We start from the raw sequence: 12,574 nt of genomic DNA on the forward strand, positions 1-12,574 counted from the left end.
GGGGCTCTGAGCGGTGTTCGGTTCGTTAGGACCCGGTTCTCAGAAATCGTCTTTTCAGAAATCGTCTTCCGCGGCGAAGCACAGGCGCGGTGCGAGCCGCGCGGCCGTCGCGGATGCCTTCGGTTCATCCGGAACGATCGTGACCACCCATGCCGCGGTCGCGCCAGACCTGCTTTCGACGATCGCGCGCACGCGTCCCGTGACGGTCGCGCCGGCCGACCGTATGGTGGCGGTCCGGCCGTTGAACTGGGCCATGCGGAAGCGCCGGGCTTCCTTCCGGTCGGTCGTCTGGTACGTGAACATCGGCTCCCCCGTGCGTCCACGTGAATGTGAGGAAACAGCGTTATCCGACGATGAAAATCGCACGCCGTAGAAGTACGGCTTGCACAGCGGTCAGAGCGCTTTTGAGCGAAGCGGGTGCCGGCTTGCGCGAAGAAGACGCGGCAAAAACAACAAACTCTAACGGCCGACTTCCTGACAATTCAGCAGTCCGGCATATTGCGCCTTGACCGCGGCGTAGCATTCGCACGCCGTCTTGATCAGCCCATCCGCGTTGGTGATCTCGATGTGCCCGCGGCTGTAGTGGATGAAATTGGCCTGTTGCAGGGTATGCGCGACCAGCGACACGCTGTTGCGGCGCGCGCCGATCATCTGCGCCATCGCCTCCTGCGTCAGGACGATCTTGTTGCTGCCGGAGAGATCGCGCGTGTGCAGCAGGCATCGCGCCAGCCGTGACTCCACGGTGTGCGCGGCGTTGCAGCCGGCGGTCTGCTGGATCTGGGCATAGACGGCGAGCCCGTGCCGGATCAATCTCGCGCGAAGCGTCGGGCTCTGGCCGGCAGCTGCGCGCAACGGCTCGAGTTCCACGGTCGAGGCGACGCCGGGCACCAGCACCGTGGCGTTGTTGAGGACAGGCCCTTCGACGAGCGGGGCGAATGCGCCATAGATGCTGTCGCGGCCGACCATCGCGACCTGCACGCGCTCGCCTCTAGCCAGCTTGACCACCAGCGAGATCACGCCCTTGTGCGGCATGTATGTCCGCTTGAGCATCTCGTCGGTCTCGACCAGGACCGAATCGGCCGCGAGGTCGACCGTCCGCAGATGCGGCCGAATCAATTCGAAATCGCTCGCCGAGAGCGACGCCAGGAATCCGTTGGGTGATCGAGGAACCGTTTCCAAAGCAACCTCCAGCCTGCCGGCAAAGCTTGTCTCTGGGCCCAGGGCTGACGTGCGGCTGGACGTCCTTGCAACCTATTCTGGCACGCCAGGGTTCCAATGGAAACATGTCTTGGTTCCAATAGGAATAGACCTATCGCCGCACATTCGGGTTGTCTGCTCGATCACAGTTGGGGCTGGCGGCGCGCCAGTCAGTCTTCCGGCCCGATCAATTGTTCGGCGTGCGCCTTGACCGTCGTATAGCATTCACACGCCGCCTTCCGCAGGCCGTCGATATCGGTGATCTCGATATGACCGCGGCTGTAACGCAGGATGCCGGCCTGCTGAAACCCATGTGCGACAATCGAAACCGCATTGCGCCGGACGCCGATCATCTGCGCCAGCATCTCCTGGGTTAGCGGCAACGCCTCGCTGCCGCACAGATCGCGTGCGCGCAGCAGCCATCGTGACAGCCGTGCCTCCACCGGATGCGAAACATTGCAGGCGACGGATTGTTGCGTCTGCGCCATCAGCGCCTGCTCATAGAGCGCGACCAGGGTCCGGAAATCCGCGCTGCGATTTGCTGCCTCGCGGAAATCCTCCGCCCGCATCATCGAGGCTGAGCCTGGCACCACGACAATCGCATCGGCAAGCAGCGGCCGCTCGTGCAGGGCGGCAGACGCGCCCACGACGCCGTCGCGACCGACGGTTGCAATCTCGACAGATTGCCCGTCGGACAGATTGATCATCATCGAGACCACGCCGCTATGCGGAAAATAAACCCGCTGCACCGGCGCGCCGGCATCGGCGAGCGCCGTTTCCTTGGTCAGGTCGACGGGTTCCAGGAGGGGATGAAGTTGCGCGTACTCCGTGGGGGGAAGTGCTTGCAACAGACGATTGGGCGGACGCGATACCGCGGACATTGCTGCTCCTGCCGAGGGCGGGAGCACTACGGTCTCGCATCACCTACTCTTGGCGTGTGGAAGGACTGCGAACATAGCTTGCCTGTCCAATTGCACAAGGGTTGTGGTGTTGAAACTATACCCTCTGGAGGGCAGACGGCGTGGCCGCCGCCGGGACCGGTGATCGACGTCGATCCGCGCGGCGCGAGATCCCAGCGCGACTTTGTCTCTCATTTATTGATTTCCATTAACTCTGTTCCTCGCTGGACTTTGCATCGTGGTGACCTGCAACGCCGGCTATCGACGCGCCGGGCCTGCCGCGCCGGGATGTCGCAAGTCCTGCACATGCGCAGGAAATTCACGGCCATGACGTCGGTCCGGCGCCGACCGCGCGCTGCCGCGGCCAGCCATCGCGCCGGCCGCCCGTCGAATCACCGGCAAGGCCGTCCTGGGTATTTGTACGGACCAGCCCTTTAACGAACGGGTAGCGCGGACGGACCAGTGTGACGTGGGTCGCCGTGCGAAATTTACGGCGTCGCGTCAATCGTGTTCATCCAGAAGGGTATCCAGTATGTCCGGCATCGTTCTTTCGGCATCGGTCCGTCAAAACCTGCTTTCGCTGCAGTCGACCGCTGACCTGCTCGCCACCACGCAGAACCGCTTGTCCACCGGCAAGAAGGTCAACACTGCGCTCGACAATCCGACCAACTTCTTCACGGCGCAGTCGCTCGACAACCGCGCCAGCGACATCAACAACCTGCTGGACGGCATCGGCAACGGCGTGCAGGTGCTGCAGGCCGCCAACACCGGCATCACCTCGCTGCAGAAGCTGGTCGACAGCGCCAAGTCGGTCGCCAACCAGGCCCTGCAGGCCGCCGTCGGCTATTCCGCGAAGTCGTCGGTGACGACCGCCGCGATCCCCGGCGCGACCGCCGACAACCTGCTCGGCACCGCGACCCCGACCAACGCAACCCTCACCAGCACCGCCGCCTATACCGGCATCGACCTCACCGCGGCCGGCGCGAACCTGACGTTCCAGATCAACAGCCAGACTGTGACCTTGAACTCGGGCACGAACTACTCCGCCACCCAGGTTCGCGACGCCATCAACACGCAGGTCGGCGCCAGCGCCAAGGTCGCCGCCTCGATCGACGGCACCGGCAAGCTGGTCCTGACCAGCACCAACACCGCCGGCACCGGCGACACGCTCACCGTCGGTACGTTCAGCTCGGGCGACGCGACGCAGCTCGGCCTCCCGGCCGGTGCTACGGCAACCGCAACCGGCACGGCTGGCGCGAGCCCGCTGGACACCCTCACGCTGACCATCGGCGCAACCGGCAACGGCACCGCGACCAACATCACCTTCGGCACCGGTGCCGGCAAGGTGAAGTCCCTCAACGACCTGAACGCCGCGCTGGCGGCCAACAACCTGCAGGCCTCGCTCAGTGCGGCCGGTGCGCTCACCATCAGCACCACCAACGATGCCGCTTCGGCGACCATCGGCACGATTGGCGGCACGGCGGCCGGCGCCGGCAAGCTGTTCAACGGCCTTGCGGGCAGCGCTCCGGTGCAGGACCCGACTGCGCTGGCGAACCGCGCCAACCTGGTCAACCAGTACAACAACATCCTGGACCAGATCACCACGACCGCCCAGGACGCGTCGTACAACGGCATCAACCTGCTCAATGGCGATCAGCTCAAGCTGACCTTCAACGAGACGGGCTCCTCGACGCTGAAGATCCAGGGCGTGACCTTCGACGCCACCGGCCTCAACCTCACCAAGCTGACCGCCGGCACGGACTTCGTGGACAACGCTTCGGCCAACGCGACGCTGAAGACGCTGAACAGCGCGAGCGGCCTGCTGCGCACCCAGGCTTCGACCCTTGGTTCGAACCTGTCGATCGTGCAGATCCGCCAGGACTTCTCGAAGAACCTGATCAACGTGCTGCAGACCGGCTCGTCCAACCTGACGCTGGCAGACACCAACGAGGAAGCGGCCAACAGCCAGGCGCTGTCGACCCGCCAGTCGATCGCGGTGTCCGCGCTGGCGCTGGCCAACCAGTCGCAGCAGAGCGTGCTGCAGCTGCTCCGCTAAGCGTAGCCGCGACAGACATCGACTATCGAGGCGGCGGAGGAAACTCCGCCGCCTTTTCTTTGGCTGCGCTTAGCCATCCCGCCGGCTTCAACCAATGAGCGATCGCGTTCGGATGCAGGCGGTCGTCATGTCGCGAACATTTTGCTAGACTTAGCGGTCCTCAATTCCAATTAGTTCAAATTGCGATGACCGGTGGAACGGGCTCTTTCCCGTCCGGGTGGTAAGGCCTGTCCTTGTGAGACCGGCCGTGTTGTCGTGATGCGTCGTCGAACTGCAGAAGGGCTTCATCGTCCGTATTTGCACGGACGGCAAAATTAACGTCGCCGTGAAGCCGGCCAAGTTATCGATGCAAGGCGAGCGCTCCGTAGCACCTTGAGGGGACCTATCCATGGACGATCTGTTGCGCGAGTTCCTGACGGAGAGCAGCGAGAGCCTGGATACGGTCGACAACCAGCTGGTGCAGTTCGAGCAGGATCCGAACAACGCGAAGATCCTGGATAACATCTTCCGGCTGGTGCACACCATCAAGGGCACCTGCGGCTTCCTCGGGCTGCCGCGGCTCGAGGCGCTGGCGCATGCCGGCGAGACCTTGATGGGCAAATTCCGCGACGGCATGCCGGTGACGGCGGAAGCCGTGACGCTGATCCTGTCCTCGATCGACCGCATCAAGGAGATCCTTGCAGGGCTCGAGGCGACCGAGGCCGAGCCCGAGGGCAACGACCGTGACCTGATCGATCAGCTGGAAGCGATGGTCGAGCACGGCATGGCGGCGATGGCCGTTGCTGCTGATGAAGATGTGCCTGTCGTCGAAGCTCCGTCGGTGCAGGCGGCAATGACCGAAGGCACGCTGGTGGTGCAGACGCTGGAGCGTCCGCTGCGTCCGGGCGAGGTCTCGCTCGACGAGCTCGAGCGCGCCTTCCGCGAGACCGAGACCGAAGTCGCCGCACCGGCGCCGGCCGCGAAGCCTGCCGCTGCGGCTCCCGCCACCGAGCCGGCCGAGGCTGTGAAGAAGCCGGCCCGCAAGGCGGCCGCTGAGGACGTCCAGGAAGGCGACAAGATCGCCAACCAGTCGATCCGGGTCAATGTCGACACCCTCGAACACCTCATGACCATGGTCTCCGAGCTGGTGCTGACCCGCAACCAGCTGCTGGAGATCTCCCGCCGCAACGAGGACACCGAGTTCAAGGTGCCCTTGCAGCGGCTCTCCAACGTCACCGCCGAGCTGCAGGAAGGCGTCATGAAGACGCGCATGCAGCCGATCGGCAATGCCTGGCAGAAGCTGCCGCGCATCGTCCGCGATCTCTCCGGCGAGCTCGGCAAGCAGATCGAGCTCGAGATGCACGGTGCCGACACCGAGCTCGACCGCCAGGTGCTCGACCTGATCAAGGATCCGCTGACGCACATGGTGCGCAACTCCGCCGATCACGGGCTCGAGACCACCGCCGAGCGCCTCGCAGCCGGCAAGCCGGAACAGGGCACCATTCGCCTCTCCGCCTACCACGAAGGCGGCCACATCATCATCTGCATCGCCGACAATGGCCGCGGGCTCAACACCGAGCGGATCAAGGCCAAGGCGCTCCAAAACGGTCTCGTCACCGAGGCCGAGCTCGAGAAGATGACCGAGGCCCAGATCCACAAGTTCATCTTCGCGCCGGGCTTCTCGACCGCCGCGCAAGTGACTTCGGTGTCCGGCCGCGGCGTCGGCATGGACGTGGTGCGCACCAATATCGACCAGATCGGCGGCACCATCGACATCAAGAGCGTGGCCGGCGAGGGCGCCTCGGTCACCATCAAGATCCCGCTGACCTTGGCGATCGTCTCCGCCCTGATCGTGGAAGCCGGCGGCGACCGCTTTGCAATTCCTCAATTGTCTGTCGTCGAGCTGGTGCGGGCCCGCGCCAACTCCGAGCACCGCATCGAGCGGATCAAGGACACCGCAGTCTTGCGCCTGCGCAACAAGCTGCTGCCGCTGATCCACCTCAAGAAGCTCTTGAAGATCGACGACGGCGCGACGACCACGGATGCCGAGAATGGCTTCATCGTGGTCACTCAGGTCGGCAGCCAGACCTTCGGCATCGTGGTCGACGGCGTGTTCCACACCGAGGAGATCGTGGTCAAGCCGATGTCCACAAAACTGCGGCACATCGACATGTTCTCCGGCAACACCATTTTGGGCGATGGCGCCGTCATCATGATCATCGACCCCAACGGGATTGCAAAAGCCCTCGGCGCGTCCGGCTCCTCGGCCCATGACCTCGCCGACGACAATGCGAACGCCCACGCCGCAAGCGGCGAGCAGCTGACCTCGCTGTTGGTGTTCCGCGCCGGCTCCTCGCAGCCCAAGGCGGTGCCGCTCGGCCTCGTCACTCGGCTGGAGGAGATCGCAACCGACAAGATCGAGCTCTCGAACGGCCGCTACATGGTGCAGTACCGCGAGCAGCTGATGCCGCTGGTGCAGATGGCCGGCGTCGAGGTGCAGTCGCAGGGCTCGCAGCCGATCCTGGTGTTCGCCGACGACGGCCGCTCGATGGGGCTCGTGGTCGACGAGATCATCGACATCGTCGAGGAGCGGCTCAACATCGAGGTCGCGGGTTCGCAGGACGGCATTTTGGGCTCGGCCGTGATCAAGGGCCAGGCCACCGAGGTGATCGACGTCGGCCACTTCCTGCCGATGGCGTTCGCCGACTGGTTCTCGCGCAAGGAGATGCGGCCGTCGGCCTCGGCGCAGTCGGTGCTGCTGGTCGATGACTCAGCCTTCTTCCGCAACATGCTGGCGCCGGTCTTGAAGGCCGCCGGCTACAAGGTCAGGACCGCGGGCGGCGCGCAGGAGGGCCTCGCCGCGCTGCGTTCGGGACAGAGCTTCGACGTCGTGCTGACCGACATCGAGATGCCCGAGATGAACGGCTTTGAGTTCGCCGAGAACATCCGAAGCGACCACAATCTGATCGGGCTGCCGATCATCGCGCTGTCGGCGATGGTGTCGCCGGCGGCGATCGAGCGCGGCCGGCAGGCCGGCTTCCACGACTATGTCGCCAAGTTTGATCGTCCCGGGCTGATCGCGGCGCTGAAAGAGCAGACCGCCGAACTGCGCCGCGCGGCCTGACACGGGATAAGGACAGGGATCGATGACCAGCAAGACCGAGACAAGCGAAGGCGCGATGGCCGAATACGTCACCGCCGTGATCGGCGGGCAGCTGTTCGGCCTGCCGATCTCGCGGGTGCAGGACGTGTTCATGCCGGAGCGGCTGACGCGGGTGCCGCTGGCCTCCAGCGAGATCGCCGGCGTGCTCAATCTGCGCGGACGCATCGTCACCGTGGTCGACATGCGCGCCCGGCTCGGGCTGCCGAAGGCCGACGACGGTAAGCCTCCGATGGCGGTCGGCGTCGACCAGCGCGGCGAATCCTACGGCCTGTTGATCGACCAGATCGGCGAAGTGCTGCGGCTCTCCGAAAACAGCCGCGAGGACAATCCGGTCAACCTCGATCCCCGCATGGCCAAGCTCGCCGGCGGCGTCCACCGCCTCGACGGCCAGCTCATGGTCGTCCTCGATATCGATCGCGTGCTCGAACTGGTGCCCAAAACAGCTGCTGCAGCGTAACACTCCACCGCGGAGACGGTGGATTCCACAAGGAGGCCAACACATGAAGACATGTCTCGTCGTCGACGATTCCGGCGTGGTGCGAAAGATCGCGCGCCGCATTCTGGAAGGAATGGAGTTCACGGTCATCGAGGCCGAGGACGGCGCGGTCGCGCTCGAAGCCTGCAAGCGCGCGCTGCCGGATGCCGTGCTGCTCGACTGGAACATGCCTGTGATGGACGGTTTCGAATTCCTCGTGCAGCTCCGCCGCATGCCCGGCGGCGATCAGCCCAAGGTCGTGTTCTGCACCACCGAGAACGGCATCGACCACATCTCGCGGGCGCTGCATGCCGGCGCCAACGAATACATCATGAAGCCGTTCGACAAGGACATCGTGATCGCGAAATTCCAGGAAGTGGGCCTGCTGGCGCTCGACGCGTCGGCCGAAGCCTGACACCCAGTTTCACCATTCAGTCCCTTGTGAGGCTCCCGTGACGCCCCCCGACTACGAGTATCTGCGTAAGCTCCTGAAGGACCAGTCCGGTCTCGATCTGTCCGCGGACAAGCAATATCTGATCGAGAGCCGCCTGCTGCCGCTGGCGCGCAAAAGCGGCCTGTCCGGCATTCCCGACCTGGTCGCCAAGATCAAGGCGGGCTCGTCCACGCACACCGTTCAGGTGGTCGAGGCCATGACCACCAACGAGACGTTCTTCTTCCGCGACAAGGTGCCGTTCGAGCACTTCCGCGACACCATCATGCCGGAGGTGCTGAAGGCACGCGCCGCGCGCCGCAGCGTCCGGATCTGGTGCGCCGCCGGCTCGACCGGCCAGGAGCCCTATTCGCTGGCGATGTGCCTGAAGGAAATGGGCGCGGCGCTTGCCGGATGGCGCGTCGAGATCATCGCGACCGATCTGTCGCAGGAGGTGCTGGAGAAGTCGAAGGCCGGCATCTACAGCCAGTTCGAGGTGCAGCGCGGGCTGCCGATCCAGATGCTGGTCAAGTACTTCAAGCAGTCGGGTGAGTTCTGGCAGGTCAATCCCGAGTTGCGCGCGATGGTCCAGCACCGCCAGCTCAATCTGCTGCACGATTTCTCCCAGCTCGGCACGTTCGACGTGATCTTCTGCCGCAACGTGCTGATCTATTTCGATCAGGACACCAAGATCAGCATCTTCAACCGTCTCGCCCGGTTGATGGAGGCCGACGGCTTCCTGGTGCTGGGCGCCGCCGAAACCGTGGTCGGCCTGACCGACACGTTCAAGCCGATTCCCGAGCGGCGCGGCCTGTACCGGCCGAGCGGGGTGCGGGCCGGGCTCGCCATGCCGAAGCCTGCCATGGCGGTCGGATATTGAGCGATGACCGAGGACGGCAAATCCATCGAGCGGGTCACCTTCAGCCGGGGCGTCGATGTCTGCATCATGGCCATCGACGGCACCTGGCGGCGCGACTGCCAGCTCAATGCCATCTCCGACACCGATGCCTCGCTGACCGTCGAAGGTTCCATTCAGGGGCTCAACCTGAAGGAGTTTTTCCTCCTGCTGTCCTCGACCGGCCTTGCCTATCGCCGTTGCGAACTGGTCCGCGTCAACGGCACCGAAATGGACGTCAGTTTCCTCAAGGGGAAGCCGAGCAAACGCCGATCGGCCGCGGACGAAGAGCGGGCCAGGGCCTGACGTCAAGAAGGCCTATCCGACCGGGCGGGCAAGGCCCGCGGCCAATCCGGACGATGCGTGGAACGGATCGTCGCCTGATGGGTTGGGCGTCGTCGGGACAATCGAGGTGATTGGGCCGAACCCGTCGGTGGCGGCGGGTCAGTTCAGCAGACGCGCTGCTGCCCCGGAATCGCACAGGCGGTCGAGCGTCGTGCCGAGGCCGGCATCGCATGTCTTCAGGGCGGTGGATGCTGTGAGATAGCGCGGGGTAACGTCGTCGAGAACGACGGTGTCGACGTCGGCCTGCCGCGCGGCCAGCACGGCCTCGCGCGCGATCGCCGCTTCGATCAGCCGCAGGCTCGCCTGGACATGGCCAATCAGCGCGACCAGGTCCGTCGCGATCAGACCGTAGGGATCATGGCCCTCGTCCAAGCGCGCTGCAACGCGGTCCGACGCTGCATTTTCCATGCATGTTTCTCCACTGCCCCCCACTTTTAGGGAACGCGGTGCTACTTGTGCGTTAAGCGGACGTCCCGTACAAATACGGGTCCATTGATCGAGATGGTCGAGTTAGTTCTTGTGCGGTCAGGGCAGCACGCTTCACCACTGATGGACGATGCATATGGTTGAAAATGGCGCTCCGCGCGGGGAAATCTTTGTAGTCGACGACGATCCTGCCGTTCGCGAGACGCTTTCAGTGGTCCTGTCGACCGCTGGTTACAAGGTGATCTGCTTTGCGGACGGCGCGGCGTTGCTCGCGGTGGCGCGCAGCAGGACGCCAGCCTGCATCCTGCTCGACGTGCATATCCCCGGCAAATCCGGCCTCGATATCCTGAGAGAGCTGCATGGCGAGGATTATCCGGCGCCGATCTTCATGATCTCCGGTCAGGGTGACATCGCGATGGCGGTCAGCGCCATCAAGAACGGCGCGCTCGACTTCATCGAGAAGCCGTTCCGCGGCAACGAGATCGTGAGCCGTCTGAACGAGGCGATCGACGCCTACACCAGGCGCCAGGCCGAGACCTCCGCGTCGCGGATCGCCGCGCTGCACTTCCCGGGTCGCGAGCCGCTGACCCGCCGCGAGCGCGAGGTGCTCGAGCAGTTCACCGCGGGCGCCTCCAACAAGGAAGCCGGGCGCCATCTCGGGATCAGTCCGCGCACGATCGAGGATCACCGCGCAAACATCATGAAGAAGCTCGGCGCGCGCAACGCCGCCGATCTGGTCCGCATCGTGATGACGGCGCAGCAAAAATAACCTAGTGCCGGTTTACGTTCCGATTGCCACATTGCGGAGCGTGTGCGGCGCACGTTCAGCGAACGGCACGTCTGCGCCGGGGGCGGGACGACATGTCAGAAAATCGAGTATATGCCTGACACAGGGCAAGCGCGCCGGAACCGCGCGCGTGCGAGCAATGTCGAGACCCATGGCGATGACGAAGAAGAACAAGACCCCGGATCAATTGCGCAGCGCGCGCTGGTTTGCGCCCGATGATTTGCGCGCCTTCGGCCACAGGTCGCGGGCAATGCAGATGGGTTACGCGCCGGAGGAGTGGCGCGACCGCCCGGTGATCGCGATCATCAACACCTGGTCGGATGCGCAGCCCTGCCACATGCATTTCAAGAGCCGGGTCGACGACGTCAAGCGCGGCGTGCTGATGGCCGGCGGTTTTCCGCTCGAGCTGCCGGCGCTGTCGCTGTCGGAATCGCTGTTGAAGCCGACCACGATGCTCTACCGCAACATGCTGGCGATGGACGCCGAGGAACTGCTGCGCGGCCATCCGGTCGACGGCGTGGTACTGATGGGCGGCTGCGACAAGACCACGCCCGGCCTGCTGCTCGGGGCCACCAGCATGAACCTGCCGGCGATCTACCTGCCTGCCGGACCGATGCTGCGCGGCAACTGGAAGGGCCGCACGCTGGGCTCCGGCTCGGACGCCTGGAAATACTGGGACGAGCGCCGCGCCGGCAAGATCTCCGACAGGGACTGGGTCGACATGGAGGCCGGCATCGCCCGAAGCTACGGCACCTGCATGACCATGGGCACGGCCTCGACGATGACCGCGATCGCGGAGGCCATCGGCATGACGCTGCCGGGCGCCTCGTCGATCCCCGCGGCCGACGCCAACCACATCCGCATGAGCTCGGAGGCCGGCCGCCGCATCGTCGAGATGGTGTGGGAGGATCTCACGCCGCAGAAGATCCAGACCCGCAAGGCCTTTGAGAACGCGATCACGGTCGCGATGGCGATGGGCTGTTCGACCAACGCCATTATTCACCTGATCGCGCAGGCGCGCCGCGCCGGCCAGGACATTTCGCTGGACGATTTCGAGAAAGCGAGCCGCAAGGTGCCTGTGATCGCCAATGTGCGGCCGAGCGGCGACCTCTATCTGATGGAGGATTTCTTCTATGCCGGCGGGCTGCCCGGCCTGATGAACCGCATCAAGCCGCATCTGCATCTCGACTGCATGACCGTGTCAGGCAGGACGCTCGGCGAGAACATCGATGGCGCCGAGGTGCACAATGACGAGGTCATCCGCACCGTCGACAACCCGATCTACAAGGAGGGCGCGCTCGCGGTGTTGAAGGGCAATCTCGCGCCCGACGGCTGCGTCATCAAGCCAAGCGCCTGCGATCCGCGTTTCCTCAAGCACACCGGGCCTGCGCTGGTGTTCGACGACTATCCGTCGATGAAGAAGGCGGTCGATGATCCCGATCTCGACGTCACGGCCGATCACGTGCTGATCCTGCGCAATGCCGGTCCGCAGGGCGGGCCGGGCATGCCGGAATGGGGCATGCTGCCGATCCCGACCAAGCTGGTGAAGCAGGGCGTGCGCGACATGGTGCGGCTGTCGGACGCGCGGATGAGCGGCACCAGCTACGGCGCCTGCATCCTGCACGTCTCGCCGGAATCCTATATCGGCGGCCCGCTGGCGCTGGTGAAGAACGGCGACCGCATCACGCTCGACGTCGCCGCGCGCACCATCAATCTTGATGTGCCGGAGGCCGAGCTCGCCAGGCGCCGCGCCGAATGGAAACAGCCCGAGCAGCGCTTCGAGCGCGGCTATGGCTGGATGTTCTCGAAGCACATCAAGCAGGCCAATGAGGGCTGCGACTTCGATTTCCTCGAGACCGGCTTTGGCAAGCCGGTCGGCGAGCCGTCGATTTATTGATCACTGTCGTTCCGGGGCGATGCGC

The 12,574-nt window shown here is 64.6% G+C and carries 12 protein-coding genes; 8 read left to right on the forward strand and 4 right to left on the reverse strand.

Annotated elements, in window-relative coordinates; all coding sequences use genetic code 11:
• Positions 1-54 precede the first annotated feature (54 nt).
• The 3 genes from J2R80_RS07975 to J2R80_RS07985 all read right to left on the reverse strand — a co-directional run bounded on the left by J2R80_RS07975 (position 55) and on the right by J2R80_RS07985 (position 2,078).
• Positions 55-303 carry a hypothetical protein gene (locus J2R80_RS07975; RefSeq protein ID WP_253588544.1) on the reverse strand — a complete coding sequence of 83 codons (249 nt, stop codon included), beginning with the start codon at positions 301-303 and terminating at the stop codon, positions 55-57.
• A gap of 156 nt (positions 304-459) precedes the next feature.
• The gene (locus J2R80_RS07980; protein WP_057020884.1) at positions 460-1,179 is read right to left on the reverse strand and encodes a Crp/Fnr family transcriptional regulator; all 720 of its coding nucleotides are present in this window, start codon (positions 1,177-1,179) and stop codon (positions 460-462) included.
• Positions 1,180-1,367: 188 nt separating this feature from the next.
• A complete protein-coding gene (locus J2R80_RS07985; RefSeq protein WP_076834573.1) occupies positions 1,368-2,078 on the reverse strand; it encodes a Crp/Fnr family transcriptional regulator in 711 nt (236 codons plus the stop codon).
• A gap of 550 nt (positions 2,079-2,628) precedes the next feature.
• On the opposite strand from J2R80_RS07985, the gene J2R80_RS07990 reads away from it, so the two are divergent.
• The 6 genes from J2R80_RS07990 to J2R80_RS08015 all read left to right on the forward strand — a co-directional run bounded on the left by J2R80_RS07990 (position 2,629) and on the right by J2R80_RS08015 (position 9,400).
• The gene (locus tag J2R80_RS07990) at positions 2,629-4,152 is read left to right on the forward strand and encodes a flagellin (protein ID WP_076834571.1); all 1,524 of its coding nucleotides are present in this window, start codon (positions 2,629-2,631) and stop codon (positions 4,150-4,152) included.
• 388 nt (positions 4,153-4,540) lie between these two features.
• Positions 4,541-7,255, forward strand: a complete 2,715-nt coding sequence (locus J2R80_RS07995; RefSeq protein ID WP_253638335.1) for a hybrid sensor histidine kinase/response regulator — start codon at positions 4,541-4,543, stop codon at positions 7,253-7,255.
• Between the two features lie 22 nt (positions 7,256-7,277).
• A complete protein-coding gene (locus J2R80_RS08000; RefSeq protein WP_253588546.1) occupies positions 7,278-7,751 on the forward strand; it encodes a chemotaxis protein CheW in 474 nt (157 codons plus the stop codon).
• 43 nt (positions 7,752-7,794) lie between these two features.
• Positions 7,795-8,184 carry a PleD family two-component system response regulator gene (locus tag J2R80_RS08005; RefSeq protein WP_018269419.1) on the forward strand — a complete coding sequence of 130 codons (390 nt, stop codon included), beginning with the start codon at positions 7,795-7,797 and terminating at the stop codon, positions 8,182-8,184.
• A 37-nt stretch (positions 8,185-8,221) separates the two neighbouring features.
• The gene (locus J2R80_RS08010; RefSeq protein WP_076834729.1) at positions 8,222-9,079 is read left to right on the forward strand and encodes a protein-glutamate O-methyltransferase CheR; all 858 of its coding nucleotides are present in this window, start codon (positions 8,222-8,224) and stop codon (positions 9,077-9,079) included.
• Positions 9,080-9,082: 3 nt separating this feature from the next.
• Positions 9,083-9,400, forward strand: a complete 318-nt coding sequence (locus tag J2R80_RS08015; RefSeq protein WP_076834731.1) for a pilus assembly protein PilZ — start codon at positions 9,083-9,085, stop codon at positions 9,398-9,400.
• A 138-nt stretch (positions 9,401-9,538) separates the two neighbouring features.
• On the opposite strand, the gene J2R80_RS08020 is transcribed toward J2R80_RS08015, so the two are convergent.
• Positions 9,539-9,847 (reverse strand): hypothetical protein, encoded by a 309-nt coding sequence (locus J2R80_RS08020; protein WP_253638336.1) that lies wholly within the window; start codon positions 9,845-9,847, stop codon positions 9,539-9,541.
• Positions 9,848-10,001: 154 nt separating this feature from the next.
• Between J2R80_RS08020 and J2R80_RS08025 the strand changes: the two genes are divergently transcribed.
• Entirely contained in the window at positions 10,002-10,634 is a 633-nt protein-coding gene (locus J2R80_RS08025) for a response regulator transcription factor (protein ID WP_018269422.1), read from the forward strand.
• A 175-nt stretch (positions 10,635-10,809) separates the two neighbouring features.
• Complete coding sequence (gene araD / locus J2R80_RS08030; protein WP_253638337.1) at positions 10,810-12,549, forward strand: L-arabinonate dehydratase; 1,740 nt, start codon at positions 10,810-10,812, stop codon at positions 12,547-12,549.
• Positions 12,550-12,574: the final 25 nt, after the last annotated feature.

Source organism: Bradyrhizobium sp. USDA 4541 (assembly GCF_024171085.1).
GTDB lineage: Bacteria > Pseudomonadota > Alphaproteobacteria > Rhizobiales > Xanthobacteraceae > Bradyrhizobium > Bradyrhizobium australafricanum.